This window comes from Polynucleobacter sp. MG-Unter2-18 (assembly GCF_018687675.1).
In the GTDB taxonomy this organism is placed as follows: domain Bacteria; phylum Pseudomonadota; class Gammaproteobacteria; order Burkholderiales; family Burkholderiaceae; genus Polynucleobacter.
This window is the reverse complement of the sequence record NZ_CP061302.1, coordinates 1,196,131-1,211,255: the sequence shown is the minus strand read 5'-3', so window position 1 is coordinate 1,211,255 and position 15,125 is coordinate 1,196,131. Positions and strand designations below refer to the sequence as shown.

General features: G+C 46.2%; 19 protein-coding genes. 9 read left to right on the top strand and 10 right to left on the bottom strand.

All coding sequences use genetic code 11. The annotated features are described in order from the left end of the window. Nucleotides 1–136 precede the first annotated feature (136 nt). On the top strand, nucleotides 137–730 hold the full coding sequence (locus C2759_RS06400; protein WP_215353971.1) for a urate hydroxylase PuuD: 594 nt from the start codon (nucleotides 137–139) through the stop codon (nucleotides 728–730). An 88-nt stretch (nucleotides 731–818) separates the two neighbouring features. On the opposite strand, the gene C2759_RS06395 is transcribed toward C2759_RS06400, so the two are convergent. Further along, entirely contained in the window at nucleotides 819–1,985 is a 1,167-nt protein-coding gene (locus tag C2759_RS06395; protein WP_215353969.1) for an NAD(P)/FAD-dependent oxidoreductase, read from the bottom strand. 48 nt (nucleotides 1,986–2,033) lie between these two features. Continuing rightward, nucleotides 2,034–2,201 (bottom strand): rubredoxin, encoded by a 168-nt coding sequence (locus C2759_RS06390; RefSeq protein WP_046330356.1) that lies wholly within the window; start codon nucleotides 2,199–2,201, stop codon nucleotides 2,034–2,036. Nucleotides 2,202–2,373: 172 nt separating this feature from the next. Here C2759_RS06390 and C2759_RS06385 point away from each other — a divergent pair, with 172 nt between their 5' ends. Both C2759_RS06385 and C2759_RS06380 read left to right on the top strand, forming a co-directional pair. Next, nucleotides 2,374–3,321, top strand: a complete 948-nt coding sequence (locus C2759_RS06385) for a hydrogen peroxide-inducible genes activator (RefSeq protein ID WP_215353967.1) — start codon at nucleotides 2,374–2,376, stop codon at nucleotides 3,319–3,321. 77 nt (nucleotides 3,322–3,398) lie between these two features. Beyond that, nucleotides 3,399–4,499: an alkene reductase gene (locus tag C2759_RS06380; protein ID WP_215353965.1), complete on the top strand. Its 1,101-nt coding sequence runs from the start codon at nucleotides 3,399–3,401 to the stop codon at nucleotides 4,497–4,499. 42 nt (nucleotides 4,500–4,541) lie between these two features. Here C2759_RS06380 and C2759_RS06375 read toward each other — a convergent pair whose 3' ends face one another. The 4 genes from C2759_RS06375 to C2759_RS06360 all read right to left on the bottom strand — a co-directional run bounded on the left by C2759_RS06375 (nucleotide 4,542) and on the right by C2759_RS06360 (nucleotide 6,875). Further along, nucleotides 4,542–4,718 (bottom strand): hypothetical protein, encoded by a 177-nt coding sequence (locus C2759_RS06375; RefSeq protein ID WP_170217000.1) that lies wholly within the window; start codon nucleotides 4,716–4,718, stop codon nucleotides 4,542–4,544. A 21-nt stretch (nucleotides 4,719–4,739) separates the two neighbouring features. Continuing rightward, the gene (locus C2759_RS06370; RefSeq protein WP_046330353.1) at nucleotides 4,740–4,931 is read right to left on the bottom strand and encodes a hypothetical protein; all 192 of its coding nucleotides are present in this window, start codon (nucleotides 4,929–4,931) and stop codon (nucleotides 4,740–4,742) included. Next, entirely contained in the window at nucleotides 4,928–5,641 is a 714-nt protein-coding gene (locus C2759_RS06365) for a hypothetical protein (protein WP_251366927.1), read from the bottom strand. The genes C2759_RS06370 and C2759_RS06365 overlap by 4 nt, the downstream gene beginning before the upstream one ends. Nucleotides 5,642–5,729: 88 nt before the next feature. After that, the gene (locus C2759_RS06360) at nucleotides 5,730–6,875 is read right to left on the bottom strand and encodes an alpha-hydroxy acid oxidase (RefSeq protein WP_215353963.1); all 1,146 of its coding nucleotides are present in this window, start codon (nucleotides 6,873–6,875) and stop codon (nucleotides 5,730–5,732) included. Between the two features lie 146 nt (nucleotides 6,876–7,021). Between C2759_RS06360 and C2759_RS06355 the strand changes: the two genes are divergently transcribed. From C2759_RS06355 to C2759_RS06345, 3 genes are all read left to right on the top strand, one after another. After that, nucleotides 7,022–7,930, top strand: a complete 909-nt coding sequence (locus tag C2759_RS06355; protein WP_215353961.1) for a DMT family transporter — start codon at nucleotides 7,022–7,024, stop codon at nucleotides 7,928–7,930. Between the two features lie 104 nt (nucleotides 7,931–8,034). Then, nucleotides 8,035–9,183, top strand: a complete 1,149-nt coding sequence (locus C2759_RS06350; RefSeq protein WP_215353959.1) for an aminotransferase class V-fold PLP-dependent enzyme — start codon at nucleotides 8,035–8,037, stop codon at nucleotides 9,181–9,183. A 90-nt stretch (nucleotides 9,184–9,273) separates the two neighbouring features. Further along, nucleotides 9,274–9,540 carry a protein tyrosine phosphatase gene (locus C2759_RS06345; RefSeq protein WP_215353957.1) on the top strand — a complete coding sequence of 89 codons (267 nt, stop codon included), beginning with the start codon at nucleotides 9,274–9,276 and terminating at the stop codon, nucleotides 9,538–9,540. Between the two features lie 8 nt (nucleotides 9,541–9,548). Here C2759_RS06345 and C2759_RS06340 read toward each other — a convergent pair whose 3' ends face one another. The 3 genes from C2759_RS06340 to C2759_RS06330 form a co-directional block, all read right to left on the bottom strand. Next, the gene (locus tag C2759_RS06340) at nucleotides 9,549–10,529 is read right to left on the bottom strand and encodes a DMT family transporter (protein WP_215353955.1); all 981 of its coding nucleotides are present in this window, start codon (nucleotides 10,527–10,529) and stop codon (nucleotides 9,549–9,551) included. Nucleotides 10,530–10,535: 6 nt separating this feature from the next. Beyond that, entirely contained in the window at nucleotides 10,536–11,423 is an 888-nt protein-coding gene (locus C2759_RS06335) for an NAD(P)H-hydrate dehydratase (protein WP_251366926.1), read from the bottom strand. Nucleotides 11,424–11,593: 170 nt separating this feature from the next. Continuing rightward, entirely contained in the window at nucleotides 11,594–11,797 is a 204-nt protein-coding gene (locus tag C2759_RS06330; protein WP_215353953.1) for a hypothetical protein, read from the bottom strand. A 208-nt stretch (nucleotides 11,798–12,005) separates the two neighbouring features. On the opposite strand from C2759_RS06330, the gene C2759_RS06325 reads away from it, so the two are divergent. Genes C2759_RS06325 through C2759_RS06315 form a run of 3 tightly spaced genes read left to right on the top strand, consistent with a single transcriptional unit; the run spans nucleotide 12,006 to nucleotide 14,651 of the window. Then, a complete protein-coding gene (locus C2759_RS06325) occupies nucleotides 12,006–12,863 on the top strand; it encodes an LOG family protein (RefSeq protein WP_215353951.1) in 858 nt (285 codons plus the stop codon). A gap of 40 nt (nucleotides 12,864–12,903) precedes the next feature. Then, nucleotides 12,904–13,419 (top strand): hypothetical protein, encoded by a 516-nt coding sequence (locus C2759_RS06320; RefSeq protein WP_215353949.1) that lies wholly within the window; start codon nucleotides 12,904–12,906, stop codon nucleotides 13,417–13,419. A 14-nt stretch (nucleotides 13,420–13,433) separates the two neighbouring features. Continuing rightward, nucleotides 13,434–14,651, top strand: coding sequence for an aminoacetone oxidase family FAD-binding enzyme (locus C2759_RS06315; protein WP_215353947.1), 1,218 nt, complete (start codon nucleotides 13,434–13,436; stop codon nucleotides 14,649–14,651). 27 nt (nucleotides 14,652–14,678) lie between these two features. On the opposite strand, the gene C2759_RS06310 is transcribed toward C2759_RS06315, so the two are convergent. Next, the gene (locus C2759_RS06310) at nucleotides 14,679–15,068 is read right to left on the bottom strand and encodes a group II truncated hemoglobin (RefSeq protein WP_215353945.1); all 390 of its coding nucleotides are present in this window, start codon (nucleotides 15,066–15,068) and stop codon (nucleotides 14,679–14,681) included. Between the last annotated feature and the right edge of the window lie 57 nt (nucleotides 15,069–15,125).

The window sequence follows — 15,125 nt, the reverse complement described above, 5'->3', positions numbered from 1 at the left end:
TAATCGTCTATAGTTAAGGCGGTTGTGGCTGTTGTAGCCACTGATCATCACGTTTTACAATGTAGTGAACTTGGATTTTGCAAGTAAGAATTTTGCCTAATCCTGCTTGATATATTTACCTTTTTAGGAAGCTCTCATGTCATCTATCTTTACCTCATTAGGCCGCACTGTTTTAGCTGGCTTTGTGTTACTAGCATTGATCGTCCTTGCCATGGGCGCAAACTTCGGCTCGATTGAGTTGTCATTCTTATTCCGCTGGATTCACGTGATGGTTGGCGTGATGTGGATAGGCTTACTTTGGTATTTCAATTTTGTACAGATTCCATCGATGGCAAAGATTCCGGATGAGCAAAAGCCGGCAATCGGAAAAGTTATCGCTCCAACAGCGCTCTTTTGGTTCCGTTGGGCTGCCTTAGCGACTGTAATTAGTGGTTTAGTTTTATCCATAGTGAATGGATATGCGCATCAAGCATTCACTTTGCAGGCACCTTTCCGTGCAATCGGTTTAGGTATGTGGATCGCCTTGATCATGGCGTTTAATGTTTGGTTCATTATTTGGCCAAATCAAAAACGTGCCTTAGGCATCGTTGTGGTTGAGCCTGATGTCAAAGCAAAGTCTGCACGCATTGCGATGTTGACTTCTCGCTTCAATACAATGCTTTCTATCCCAATGCTATTTTTGATGAGTGCTCAGTCGCACAATACAACTTGGTTTGTGATTGCCTCATAAGGTAATGCTTTAGATCATTTAAAAGGCCCGCTGAGCGGGCCTTTTACTTTAGTGCAGGGCGTTGAGGGATGGTAGTCAGCCATCTTGATTACAAGACGGGCGGCAACTCTTTTGTCCATGCGCCACGTTGTGCAGTGGCTGAACCGAGAAGAGCAAACCCAAGTAGCTTGCCATCGCGAGATTCCAAGCGCGCCTCAAGACCACCTTCGACCGCATTGATTTTCCAGTCACCGATTGCACCCTTAGCCGGTGGTGAAACAATGGTTGGTAGGGCGGGGGTCTTCACCATCACCGGCATAGCGGGATAACTGAGTGTAGTCGCTTGTCCAAGCAGATTAGGAGCTAAAGCCCGTGCAGCCTGCATGATCGGCATGACATAAGGCAGTACCAGGCCCTCGACTTCGGCGCAATCGCCAATAGCATAAGCATTCTTGGCGCTAGTTTCTAATTGGCGATTAACGGTAATACCTTCACCTGTGGAAATTCCGGCAGCTTGGGCTAAATCTAGGCGAGGTCTTAAACCGACAGCCGATAGAAATGCATCGCTATGAATTACTGATCCGTTAGCAAGCGTAATTGAGAGAGTGTCACCACTTCGATCAATTGATTGCACGGTAGTGGCGAAATGCCAACGTACACCGGCTTCGCTGAGCTTAGTCTGAAGTGCTTGAGCTGCAGCCTCGGGAAGGAGTCTACCCAAAGCCTGTGGCGCTAAGTCGATGACATCTACTTCATAGGAGCCTAAAACTAAATCATTTGCAAACTCGCATCCAATGAGGCCTGCGCCTAAGATAGCGATGCGTTTTTTGCCTTCAATTGTCTTGCGAAATTGAGCATAGTCTTCTAGATCATTGACGGTAATGACCTCATGAGCTGCATTACCTTTTAAAGGTAGACGAATTTGATCAGCGCCCAATCCAAGTACGAGCTTGCCATAGGAAATAATGCCTTTAGAAGTGGTGACTGTTTGTGCGGCAGTATCAATTGCAGTGACATCAACATCGCCCAGAATCGTAATGTCTAGCTGTGTTGCCATGCCATCGGCATTAGTAGAAATTAATTGCTCTGCAGATTTGCTGCTTGCCAATGCCGTAGAGAGCATCGGCTTGGAGTAAAAATATCCTGGCTCTCTTGTTAAAAGGGTAATCGGAATCGCCTTGTCTATTTTGCGAAGCTCGCGTATGACGGTGTAGCCTGCTAAACCGCTACCAATAATGACAATCCCCGATGGGGATGATTGATTCTGATGATCCAAAACTGGACTCCCTAATAATGCGTTTAAAGGTGTTGCGTTTGGCTTAACTTAGGAAACTTGTACCATTTCAAAGTCAGATTTTGATACGCCGCAATCTGGACATTCCCAATCTTCAGGGACGTCAGCCCAAGCAGTGCCGGCAGGAATGCCATCTTCAGGCAAGCCTTTCGCTTCGTCATAGATGAAGCCGCATACGATACATTGCCAAGATTTCATAGGGATTCCTTGCTAAAAGAGATTAAGGATAGTTTAAATTGAATTTCAAATTCACTTGCTAGACAACGTTCTAGTTGTTTTGTATCAAGCAAGCAAAAAAACAATGATTTATTGAGTAAATAGAAATGATATTATTTATCAAATAAATAGATTATATGGATAAGTACAGATCATGGCTGCTCTACCTTCATTAAGACAGCTTCGCTATTTTGTAGCAGTTGCACAAGAGCTTAATTTCACTAGGGCTGCAGAGGTCTGCTTTGTTGGTCAATCTACTCTCAGTGCTGGTTTAAAAGAGCTTGAAGATGTTTTGGGGGTCCGCTTGGTGGAGCGGGATAGACAAAATGTGGCCATTACCCCAATCGGCGTAGAGATTTTGGAAAGGGCCAAGGCAATCCTAGCCTCATCTCAAGATCTGGTGGAGTACGCGAGTGCCTCTGGTGAGCCAATGGTAGGGACAATTCGATTGGGAGTAATCCCGACCATTGCACCATTTTTATTACCAAATGTGTTGCCTGATATTCGGGAGCATTACCCTAAGTTAAAAATTGCTCTGCGTGAAGATTTAACCGCTAATCTATTGGTGCGCTTAGCAGATCATCAACTCGACTTTGCGTTAATTGCATTGCCCTATGACACAGCCGGCCTTTTGGTGAAAGAGCTCTTTGTAGATGAATTTTGGTTGGTTGCAGGTGCTAACGACCCTGCATTAAAAGGGAAGGAAATTCATTTGCCTACCAAAATGGCAGAAAGGCTGCTTTTGCTAGAGGAGGGTCATTGCCTGCGTGATCACACGATGCAAGCTTGTAAGCATTCTGATATTCGCAATGCTGAGGGCATGGAAGCTACTAGCTTACTGACGCTGTTGCAAATGGTGGAGTCTGGCATGGGCATTGCACTCCTTCCTGAGATGGCGGTAAAAGGCGGGATTTTAAATGGCACGACATTGGTTGCTCGGCCTTTAGCACCGCCCGCTCCTAAAAGAGTAATCGCACTCGTTGCCCGGTTATCAACCGCGCATCATGATGAGTTCCAAGCGCTTGCCCATAGTATTGAGTCAAGATTTAAATCTAGCCCAAGAATTAGTCGGGGTAGTCGAAAGAGTTTCCAGAGAGTCTAGTATGGTGTCGGCGGGACTTTAATATCCCTGCTAAAGTTGCGCATTCATTAAATCTTCACCCTCAAAGAAAGTAGTTCATGTCCGGAAAAGAAATCATGTTTACCCCCGTCAAACTTGGCGCGATTGAATTAAAGAACCGCCTTGTGATGGCACCGCTTACTAGAATGCGTGCCATTGATGGGGATGTGCCACATCCTCTCGCAAAAACTTACTATGAGCAAAGGGCAAGTGCCGGCCTCATCATTAGCGAAGCAACGCAAATTTCTGCAATTGGTAAAGGCTATCCGGCAACGCCTGGTATCTATTCTGCTGAGCAAACGGCTGCTTGGAAAGAGATTGTGAGTGCGGTGCATGCCAAAGGCGGCAAGATGATTGCGCAGTTATGGCATGTTGGACGTATTTCCCATTCTTCTTTGCATCCCGAGCAGGGTATCCCTGAAGCTCCATCTGCGATTGCGCCTGCTGGCCAAACGTATGGTGCTGATTGGAAGTTGCACGATTACGAAACGCCTAAGTCGATGACCACTGAAGACATTGCCCGTCTTCTGAAGGATTTTGAATTGGCTGCTGCTAATGCTAAAGCGGCAGGTTTTGATGGAGTAGAAATTCATTCAGCGAATGGTTATTTACTTGATCAGTTTTTGCAAGACAAAACCAATCAACGCACTGATGGCTATGGCGGTTCAATTGAAAATCGCATACGCTTATTGGGCGAAGTGATTGAATCTGTTACCAAGGTGTACCCAAGTGATCGTATCGGTGTGCGCTTATCACCATACGGTAGCTTTAATGATATGGCTGACAGCGATCCAGTTGCCTTGTTCACTGCAGTGATTCAGAAACTCAATGGCTATCACTTATCTTATGTTCATATGATTGAACCACGTTCCACAAGTGCGGGTGGCAATGATCAAGTGAACGTAGAGGCGCCCATTACCTCAGAGATGTTCCGTGCAGCTTATCAAGGCCAGTTTATTAGTGCCGGCGGATATGATCAGGCTATGGGCGAAGCTGTTTTAGAGGCTGGTTTGGCAGATGCGGTAGCCTATGGACGTTTATATATCTCTAATCCGGATTTGGCTGAGCGCTTTAAGCAGGGTGCAGCACTCAATGCTTATAACCGCGCAACGTTTTACGGTGGGGCAGAAGTCGGATATACGGATTACCCAACACTCTAATTGCTAAAGAGCCATCAGGGCCTCTATCGAAAGATAGGGGCCTTATTTTTTGTCTTCAGGATCTTTCAGTAAGCCATAGTGATTGGCAACGAGCAGCATTGCAATGGACGCACATCCCATTGCAAAAAATTCCCATTGATGGAGCATGGCAGTTCCAGTGACGGTCATCAAGATTGTCCATCCCACTGCCATCTTGGCTTTTTTGCTTAAAGGTTTCATATTTCGGAACTAAGGTAGAAGTTATCGAACGGTAAGTCTAGCTTTGGCACTCAACTCGTTTGGTGTACCACGTTTATCCAGTTGAGAAAGTCGCAGTGCCTCTTGCTCAAAATCAATTTGAGCTGGGTGAAATTCAAGATTGCCAAGGTGAATGACGTAAGTCCACACAAGCTCTCGACCCCTATCTTTATATACATCAACAATACGCTTCATTTATTAATGCCTCTAGTAGGGGCTGAGCCATTTGGGGGGCTCATGTTGTTTTTTAAATCGATTAGATTTCGTGGATCGATACGAATAACGCCACCACGAGGGCTATCAATGTCTGCAATCAAAAAGAAGGCAACGGCAATCATGGTTGGGAAAATCATAAAAAGGCCGACATTCGGTTTAAAGTTCCGCGCTCCAAAGCCCACCAATACATTGGCCGCAATTGCGATCGCAGCCATCAGCCACCAAGCGCCAGTCGGAATACGGTTCCACCAGGCTGCTTGGGTATAGCCATGGGAGTTAATCACATCATTCATTCCTGAGATGACGAGCGCAATAGTTGGGGTTGATTGTGTTCGTGCCACAGGGAGCAATTCGTTCCACATGGCATTCTCTAGAGCAATTGTGCGTTTTGTAATTTGCTTAGCCGTCTCATGATCTTGCTTAGAGTAAAACAAAATACGCTGATCCAAATATTCGTTGAGAAGTCCCTTGATGGATTCCGCAGTTTTGCCGGGCAATAGGTCGGCCCTTAAAAATTCTGTACCAATGGCATTTGCCTCAGCTTCCTCATAAGTCTGCCTCAAGTCATAGCGAGCAATCGCCATGGAAAAGGTGAATCCAATAATGAGGCCAAGTAGGGTGAGGGTTGCACTTTGGATCACTCCTAAGTCTGCAGAGGTCTCCGTATCTTTAGTGCGGTACTTACTCAATACGGCATTACCAAACCATACTGAGCCTGAGAGGGCTACAGCAGAGATGACAAATACGAGTCCGGGATAATTAGCGAAGTGTGGAATATTAAAAAGTTCCTGGATACAAAATATCTTTAGTCACATTTTGGATATCACGGTGTCCTGTAAACGCCATAGTGATATCCAATTCATTATGAATCAGCTCTAAGCATTTAGTGACGCCGGCCTCGCCCATAGCACCCAGGCCATAGAGGAAGGGGCGACCAATTAATGTGCCACGTGCTCCTAATGCCCAAGCTTTTAAAACATCTTGTCCGGAACGAATGCCGCCATCCATCCACACCTCAATATCTTTACCAACAGCATCCACAATGCCGGGCAATGCTTTGATGCTGGAGATTGCGCCGTCTAATTGACGGCCACCATGATTGGAAACAATGAGGGCATCCGCACCAGAATTAGCAGCAAAGCGGGCATCCTCTTCATCCAAGATGCCTTTAATAATCAATTTGCCGCCCCAGAGCTTTTTAATCCATTCCACATCATCCCAGCTCAGACCTGGGTCAAACTGCTCGGCAGTCCAAGAGGAGAGGGAGGACATATTGCCAACACCAGTGGCGTGACCAACAATATTGCGAAAGGTTCTACGGGGAGTCATTGCCATGCCCATGCACCAACGGGGCTTAGTCATCATGTTGATGATGTTGGCAATCGTCAGCTTTGGAGGTGCAGACAAACCATTTTTTAAATCTTTATGGCGTTGTCCCAGAATCTGTAAATCTAAAGTGAGAACGAGGGCAGAGCATTTGGCTGCTTTGGCACGCTCAATGAGACGCTCAATAAAGCCGCGGTCTTTCATGACATAAAGCTGAAACCAAAATGGTTTGGTAGTACGTTCTGCCACATCTTCAATCGAGCAAATACTCATCGTAGAAAGGCAGAAGGGGACGCCAAATTTTTCTGCAGCGCGGGCCGCTAAAATTTCACCATCAGCATGCTGCATGCCAGTAAGTCCAGTAGGCGCTAATGCCACTGGCATAGCAACCTCTTGTCCGACCATGGTTGTTTTGGTGGTGCGGTTGACCATATTGACGGCTACGCGTTGACGTAGTTTGATTTTCTGAAAATCCGACTCATTCGCGCGGTAGGTGGATTCAGTCCATGACCCGGAGTCCGCATAGTCATAAAACATCTTGGGGGTGCGCTTCTGATGCAGAACTCGTAAATCTTCAATGTTGGTGATGATTGTCACTAAAACCCCTCGGTGTGTTGCTAGCGCCAGATGTCTGACGCTAATTTAAGCTCTATCTTAGCAATACCGAGCATTTGTTTCTACAATGACTAGGCAAAGCCCTTCTTGAGGCTCTAAACAGCCACTCATTCACCTACATCCCCCGAATGCCTCAAATACCCCTCTCAACTGTCTTTTATTTATCGCTTGCGACCCTCCTTTGGGCAGGTAATGCAATCGCTGGACGGGTCTTAGTAGGAAGCATTTCGCCGATCACCCTCAGTGCTGTCCGCTGGGGTTTAGCGGCTCTACTGCTACTGCCTCTTGGCTGGCGGATCCTAAAGCCAAGTAGCGCCCTATGGCAAAACAAGAGCCGCTTCCTTGTTTTGGGATTATTGGGGGTAGGTAGCTATAACGTGCTCTTGTATCTCGCCTTGCAAACCTCGACTGCTATTAATGTCACCCTCATTGGTGCGAGCATGCCAATCTGGATGCTCCTGATCGGGACTATCTTTTATCAAGTGAAGCCGACGCTGCTACAGCTCTTAGGTGCAGTTGTCTCCTTGGTGGGCGTTACCGTAGTTCTCACGCGGGGTGAGCCTGCCAGTCTCTTGAGCATGGAAGTAGTCATGGGTGATTTGCTCATTATGTTAGCCACGATTCTCTGGGCCTTTTATAGCTGGATGATTAGTCGCCCGGGAGAGAGTACTGAGCGGCAGTGGCCCTGGGCAGAGTTTTTGATGGCGCAGGTCTTAATTGGATTCTTATGGACGATGTTGTTTGAGGGCGCGGAAATTGCCACGGGGCACGCCTTTATTGATCTCAATTATTGGACAGGGGCATTGATCTTATTTGTAGCCATTGGCCCCTCCTTAATTGCTTATCGCTGCTGGGGTTTGGGGGTGAATGGAGCCGGACCGACGGTGGCAGCATTCTTTGCCAACCTCATACCCTTATTTACAGCGCTGCTGTCAGCTGCGATCCTAGGAGATCCACCCCAGCTTTTTCATGGCTTAGCTTTCGTCCTGATCGTAGTCGGAATACTGGTTTCATCTGCAAGGCAGAAAAGTACCTAACCCCTTTTATTGACTCAAAAAGGCCGTTTTCAAAGGCTAAGTACCCAAATAGCGCTAAATCAGTATCATTTAGGGCTAATCACACGATTTACTAGGAAATTACTATGCCAGGCTTGCTCCCAAATGTTGATCCAGACGGTCTCTTAGAGTTCTCAGTTGTTTACACTGACCGCTCGCTAAATCACATGTCTGAAGAATTCAAAAAAGTCATCGTGGATATTTCTAGTGTCTTGAAAGATGCTTACAACGCAAGTTCTGCAGTGATCGTTCCAGGTAGTGGCACTTTTGGTATGGAAGCCGTTGCTCGTCAATTTGCCAATAACGAAAAATGTCTTATTTTGCGTAACGGTTGGTTTAGCTATCGCTGGACTCAGATTTTTGATTTGGCCAATATCACCAAAGACATTACCGTTATTAAAGGTAGGCAATTAGAAGATGCTACGCAAGGTGTATTTGCACCTGCGCCGATCGAAGAAGTAGTGGCTTTTATTAAAAAGGAAAAGCCAGCAGTTGTTTTCGCTCCTCACGTAGAAACTTCCGCAGGCATTATCTTGCCGGATGACTACCTCAAGGCAGTGGGTGAAGCAGTACGCTCAGTCAATGGTTTGTTTGTACTCGATTGCATCGCATCAGGCGCAACTTGGGTAGATATGAAGGCTTGTAATATCGACTTGTTAATCACTGCACCTCAAAAAGGTTGGAGTAGTTCACCTTGCTGCGCAATGGTGGCCATGGGTGATAGAGCACGTGAGCGCATTAAATCAACTCAAAGTAGCAGCTTCTCAATGGATCTGAATAAGTGGCTTCAAATTATGGAAGCCTATGAAAAGGGTGGTCACGTGTATCACACCACCATGCCAACCGATGCGCTCAAAATCTTGCGTAACGTGATGAAAGAAACTCAGTCTTTAGGTTTTGCTGCACTCAAAGCGAAGCAACAAGAGTTGGGTGATAAGGTTCGTGCCTTATTGGTATCCAATGGCTACAACTCGGTTGCAGCTAAAGGCTTTCAGGCTCCCGGTGTAGTGGTGAGCTATACCAAGGATCCGGATATTCAGTCAGGTAAAAAGTTTATTGCTCTTGGTATGCAAACAGCAGCTGGTGTGCCCTTGCAGTGTGATGAGCGTCTAGACTTCCGTACATTCCGCCTCGGCTTATTTGGTCTAGAGAAGTTGGCTCATGTTGACCGTACAGTGGACCATCTTGCAACCGCACTAGAAAAAATTACTGAGACTGAAGCACAGCCAGCTTAAGTAACTTGAATTTGTTTCTACGAAAGGCCGTCTTAGGACGGCTTTTTAATTCAGTATCATTAAGCTACCCATGAACCTATCGGCCCCCAAATGAACACCCCTTTAGCAAAATTGATCTTAGCCACCATTGTTTCTGCCTCAATTGGTTTATTACCATTGACTGTAGTTGCAGCGGATCCAGCCCCAGCTGGAGCACCTGTGGCAGCTCCTTCAGCGACGCCAGATACCCAGCCAGAAAAAGCGGCAAAGAAGACTGCAAAGAAATCGAAGAAAGATAAAAAGGCGGAGAAGAAGGCAAAGAAAAAATCCAAGAAGAAAGTAAAAGCAGCTCAAGAGCCTGCAGCTCCCCAGCAATAAATTAGCAACTAACTTAGAGGGCCAGATCCCTCCGGATCTATAGGCTTTGTAGTGTTCAGATCCTGTTGTTTGTTCGGCGCATCGTTGCGCACTAGCAACCACATCGCTCCCATCACCAAACCCATCCCGCCTATTTGAAGCCAAGTAATTGGTTCAGACAATACGATCCAACCCATAAATAGGGTGGAGACGGGGCCCAGTATTCCAGCTTGGGCAACGAGGGGCGAGCCGATGCGATTAATAGCAATCATGATTAATAACATTGGAATGACTGTACATAAACTGGCATTGAGCAGGCTGAGCCAGTAGATTTGCGGTGCCTGTACAAAAACAGCCGCTGGATCATAAATCAAAATTTGAATAACGCTCATCAGTGCTGATGCAGAACTTGCATAGACAACTAAGCGGACGCTACCGACACGTCTAACCATTTCTCCGGATCCAATCATGTAGATCGCATAAGAGCATGCGCTAGCAAAGACCAGTAGCATGCCGAGCAATGCCATTGATCCCGTCGAGCTAGCATCTTGGATAAATACAACGATCACGCCAAGATATCCTACTGCTAATGCATACCACTGCAAGCGACTAATCGATTTGTTCAATACAAAATAAGAAATCAACAATACGATCGTGGGCGTCAGGTAAAGCACGATACGTTCTAGTCCAACGGAAATATATTGCAGCCCTAAAAAATCAAGATAGCTGGAAAGAAAGTAGCCCATAAATCCTAGGGAAAATATCTTGATTTGATCTTTCAATGTCAGCGGACTCATGACTTGTCTACGTGCTTGCCACCAATAAATTCCCCAAAAGAGTGGGAGCGCCATCAGCATCCTTAAAGCAATCAGCGTCTCAGCATTTGCACCGTAGCCAAAGGCGAGTTTAATCAGAATGGCCTTACCGGAAAACAGTATGGAGCCCAGCCCAGCCATTAAGAGGCCGTAGACGTAACGGCGATGATGAAGAATTCCACTGACTGATTGCATGATGTTTTATAACAGCTTGTTGAGTAGACTCCGCATCTCCAAAATAAGCTCTGATGGAGTAAGTCCAATGGGACCAATCTGCTGCGCTACCAAACTATCGGCTGCAGTAGCGTGTAGCTGTACCCCAATACAGCTAGACTCCCATAAATCCAGATTGTGGCGGATGCCTTGGGCTGCAATGGCTGCGATAGTGCCAGTTAAGACATCACCCATGCCGCCAATGGCCATACCAGGATTGCCTTGAGAGCACTGTTCAGCTGAGTGAAGAGGTGAGGCAACTAGCGTATGTTGACCTTTGAGAACAACAATAGAATTAGTGAGTTTGACTAAATCAGAGAGGGCTGCAGCGCGATTTGCTTGTATCCCGGCTGCAGTCATGTTGAGAAGATGTGCCGCCTCTCCGGGATGCGGGGTAAGTACGGTCATGCCTGGAAATGCTGTATTACGCTGCTTGAGGAGATCTAAGAATTCTGGGTTATCGGCAATCAAATTGAGCGCATCGGCATCAATTACGAGTGGCACCTTTGGATAGCTTAGCGAAGCTATTAGCCAATCCCTAGCCAGAGCAGAAAACCCCAGGCCCGGCCCAATCGCAATGACATCCGGTGCGGTAGTTTCTAGTTGAGTTTGAGCATTAAAGCTGGCAAGGCGGATCATGAGCTCTGCTTGTTCCGGTAGTGCATGAGCGGATGTGGGATCCAGCATTTCTAAAATAGTCCAACCCGCTCCTAGGTGAAGTGCAGCCTTACCTGACAACATGAGGGCTCCAGCCATGCCCGGCGCACCGCCAACGAGCAGTACCTTACCTGCGCTCCCTTTATGTTCTGTGGGCGCTCGCTGAAGTCGAGTGATGAGTTCGAGAGATCTCAGTTCTTTAGGGGGAGTCATATCCATAGTATCGCTCTGATGAGTGGCTTTACAGCAGAGGATGCATTAAGAGTGAGGGTGGAGCAATGGCATTACTCCAGGGCGTCTCCAAATAATCTTTTAATTTAATAGCAGCGATACAGAAATTGGCATAAAAAAACCGCGGCGAACCGCGGCCTCTTTATCTCGAGAAGAGATTATTTCTTTACATCGGCTGCTGGAGCAGGTGCGGGAGCAGCTGGCGCCGCTGCAGGAGCATTTTTCTTAGCCTCTTCCATGTGAGCAGCTTCAGCACCATGCTTCTCGCCACCCATATCAATATCGCCGTCGCCTTTGATGAGTAAATAGGCTGTAGCAGAGATTAATACTATTACCATGATGATGATTGAACGGTTGCTCATTGCATTTCCTTCGGTTTGGTTAATATGCCCATATATTAATGCCTGAAGCGCTCCTGGTAAATCCGAATAAGCCCTAGATGCGAAATTAATGCAATATTCTAGGTAGTAATACTAATTCTGAAGCTATGTCTCTTGGGCGCGTCAGCGTAAGAATCATGCTCAGGATTCAAGATAGATCATTGTTAAAGCTTGGAATAAAGGTGCCGATATGAGTCCAAGACTCCCTGTAAATAACTCTCAAACAATTACGGATTTTCTGAATCTTCAAAAAAGCCAGTTGGCAGAAGACAGCTCTAAAGACTCCTATCAATTTGCATTTGATGACCAAGCATTTTTGGCTCGTCGAGAAACTTTAGGATTGCGCTTTCAATTGGAATTACTCAAGCCGGAGATCTTATTGCATGAGCACGGTATTGAGCATACGATTACCGTTTTTGGATCCACCCGTTTTATATCCTGTGAAAAAGCCCGAGATCTGGAAAAGCAGGCCAATACCCCAGAGACGATAGCTGAAGCCAAACGCGCTTTACTGCACTGCAAGTATTACGATTCAGCCAGAGAGTTTGGATCCATTGTTGCAAGCTATAACGCAACGCAATCCGAAGATCGAAACAAACTTCACATTGCCACTGGTGGAGGCCCTGGAATTATGGAGGCCGCTAATCGTGGTGCATTTGAAGCTGGGGATAAAAGTATTGGTTTTAATATCAGCCTGCCAAGAGAGCAGCATCCCAATTCCTACCTGACCCCAGGTTTGAGCTTTCGCTTTCATTATTTTGCAATTCGTAAAATGCATTTCATGCTCAGGGCAAGAGCAATTGTGGCCTACCCAGGCGGCTTTGGTTCCTTTGACGAGCTTTTCGAAGTCCTCACCTTGATGCAAACCAAAAAAGTGGAACGATTCCCAATCATCTTAGTTGGAAAGACATTTTGGCAAGAGGTGATCAACTTCAAGCAAATGCTAGATCATGGCGTGATAGATCAGGCGGATATGGAATTAATCCATTTTGTCGAGACTGCCGATGAGGCTTGGGCTGTGATTCGGAATTGGTATCAATTGGCCTAAGAGAATATTCATAAGACCTGTAAAATAGCCCCCAAAGATCATGTCCATTACCAATACCGTTACCCTGACTTCCGAGCTAGATTTACCAGCCTACTTGTTTGGCATTGCTATGCTCCTCATCGTGATGCTGGTGCATGGGTTTGCTTTGCTCCAAATTGCAAAGCGCTACGAAGTGAAGTCATTTTTATATTTGTCGGAGCATAAATACTCTTCAGTAGCTTTTGTGTTTTATGTCAGTGTGCTGTGTTTATTCCTGATTCATATCTTTGAGATTATTCTTTGGGGTATCGCACTTCGAGTATTTAATCTCTTGCCAAATTTAGGTGAGAGTATCTTGTTCAGTGGTAGCACCTATACAGCAATGGGTTTTATGGACGATCTATTACCGAGTGGCTGGAAGATGCTAGCGATCATCATTGCTTTTTCGGGGATGTTTGCCTTTGCTTGGACTGCATCGGTCATGATCTCCATGACCAAGAATTTCCGTCAAGCCTATACCCGTTTACATATGCAGAAACTAAAACTTGCACCTGAAGTCATTGAGCGTTTTAAGTAAGGCATGAGTCAAAGATGAGTAAGGCATGGGATGCCATCATTATTGGCGGTGGAGCTGCTGGACTCTTTTGTGCTGGTGTTGCTGGTCAATTAGGTAAGAAAGTCTTAGTGCTTGACCATGCTGATATCTTATGTGAAAAAATTCGGATTAGTGGTGGGGGGCGATGCAACTTCACCAACTTGCATAGTAGCCCAGCAAACTTTCTTTCCCTAAACCCCCATTTTGTAAAAAGTGCTTTAGCGCGTTATCCCTCAAAAGAATTTATTAAGCTAGTACAGACTTATCGGATTGCTTATCACGAGAAACATCAGGGTCAATTATTTTGCGATGATTCAGCAAAGCAAATTATCGAGATGTTGCTTGCTGAATGCGCTAAAGGTCATGTCGATATCCGCCATCCAGTCCAGGTGGAATCGATCTCTCATGAAGCAGGTAGCTGGCATGTGAAAACACATTCCGGCATTGAGAGATCAAGATCTCTGGTAATGGCAACCGGGGGTCTACCAGTCCCTGCAATTGGCGCAACGGCATTCTCGCTAGATATTGCTAAGCAATTTGGGCTGAAGGTCATTGATCCTCGTCCTGCTTTGGTACCGCTGTCATTTACTTCCGGCGAGTTTGATAACCTCATTGAATTATCTGGTCTAAGTTTGCCAGTGCGCATTGCGGCAGGCTCCAAGGGACATCGTTATGGTGCATGTCGCTTTAACGAGGATCTACTCCTAACGCACAAGGGCCTGTCCGGACCTGCAGTTTTACAGGCTAGCAGTTACTGGGCCGAAGGTGAGGAAATTCATGTTGATTGGTTGGGTGCAGTGGAGGCTAACGGACAATTTAGTTGTGATGAATTATTTAATCATGAGGATAACCGCCTCAAATTGACAGAGAATATCTTGGCTTCAGTAATGCCATTGCGTTTAGCAAAAGCATTTGCTGAGCAAAAAAATCTCCTAGGTAAAAAATGGGCTGAAGTCTCTAAAAAGGATCGCCATTCACTGAAAGAGCTCATTACCAATTGGTCAGTCAAGCCAGCTGGAACGCTGGGCTGGAAAAAAGCTGAGGTCATGTTGGGCGGTGTAGATACTAAAGAGCTCGATGGTCAAACCATGATGGCCCGAAACCATCCGGGCTTATATTTCATTGGTGAGTGTGTTGATATCACGGGACATCTTGGGGGTCATAACTTTCAGTGGGCTTGGGCTAGCGGCTTTGCCTGCGCCCAATCCATTTAGAGAGTTCCCGAAACTTCAGCACTCTTTTTAGTTTGGCTGATTTCTCATCCAGTCGGCAGTATTAAAAAAAGACTCTTCTAGCTGGGCGCCAATCTGACTATCAATTCCGCAATCCTCCATTGCGCGATACATGCAGGCTAGCCATTGATTACGCTCTTTGAGGCCAATCTTGAAGGGTAAGTGCCGAGCGCGTAGCATGGGGTGACCATGCTTCGGAGAATAGACGTCTGGCCCTCCCAGCCAACCTGACAAAAAGAGTTTGAGCTTTTCTCGGGAGCTCGATAAGTCTTGGGAATGAATGGCTCTCAATGCTTCGAAGGGTTCTTCTAGCGCCATTAAATCGTAGAAGCGATCTACCAGCTCCTCAACCTTTGCTGCGCCACCAATCATGTCATATAGGTTTTTTCTATCGCTCATGCCCCAATTTTAATGCCAAGATAGCAGGGAATTGGCAAGAATATGATTTGGGTATAG

Bases quoted from the DNA above. Each gene is read 5' to 3' on its own strand.
- C2759_RS06340 (WP_215353955.1), bottom strand. From the start codon at position 10,529: ATGCAATCAGTCAGTGGAATTCTTCATCATCGCCGTTACGTCTACGGC.
- C2759_RS06320 (WP_215353949.1), top strand. From the start codon at position 12,904: ATGTCCATTACCAATACCGTTACCCTGACTTCCGAGCTAGATTTACCA.
- C2759_RS06380 (WP_215353965.1), top strand. From the start codon at position 3,399: ATGTCCGGAAAAGAAATCATGTTTACCCCCGTCAAACTTGGCGCGATT.
- C2759_RS06400 (WP_215353971.1), top strand. From the start codon at position 137: ATGTCATCTATCTTTACCTCATTAGGCCGCACTGTTTTAGCTGGCTTT.
- C2759_RS06325 (WP_215353951.1), top strand. From the start codon at position 12,006: ATGAGTCCAAGACTCCCTGTAAATAACTCTCAAACAATTACGGATTTT.
- C2759_RS06375 (WP_170217000.1), bottom strand. From the start codon at position 4,718: ATGAAACCTTTAAGCAAAAAAGCCAAGATGGCAGTGGGATGGACAATC.
- C2759_RS06350 (WP_215353959.1), top strand. From the start codon at position 8,035: ATGCCAGGCTTGCTCCCAAATGTTGATCCAGACGGTCTCTTAGAGTTC.
- C2759_RS06315 (WP_215353947.1), top strand. From the start codon at position 13,434: ATGAGTAAGGCATGGGATGCCATCATTATTGGCGGTGGAGCTGCTGGA.
- C2759_RS06335 (WP_251366926.1), bottom strand. From the start codon at position 11,423: ATGGATATGACTCCCCCTAAAGAACTGAGATCTCTCGAACTCATCACT.
- C2759_RS06330 (WP_215353953.1), bottom strand. From the start codon at position 11,797: ATGAGCAACCGTTCAATCATCATCATGGTAATAGTATTAATCTCTGCT.
- C2759_RS06355 (WP_215353961.1), top strand. From the start codon at position 7,022: ATGCCTCAAATACCCCTCTCAACTGTCTTTTATTTATCGCTTGCGACC.
- C2759_RS06310 (WP_215353945.1), bottom strand. From the start codon at position 15,068: ATGAGCGATAGAAAAAACCTATATGACATGATTGGTGGCGCAGCAAAG.
- C2759_RS06390 (WP_046330356.1), bottom strand. From the start codon at position 2,201: ATGAAATCTTGGCAATGTATCGTATGCGGCTTCATCTATGACGAAGCG.
- C2759_RS06370 (WP_046330353.1), bottom strand. From the start codon at position 4,931: ATGAAGCGTATTGTTGATGTATATAAAGATAGGGGTCGAGAGCTTGTG.
- C2759_RS06385 (WP_215353967.1), top strand. From the start codon at position 2,374: ATGGCTGCTCTACCTTCATTAAGACAGCTTCGCTATTTTGTAGCAGTT.
- C2759_RS06345 (WP_215353957.1), top strand. From the start codon at position 9,274: ATGAACACCCCTTTAGCAAAATTGATCTTAGCCACCATTGTTTCTGCC.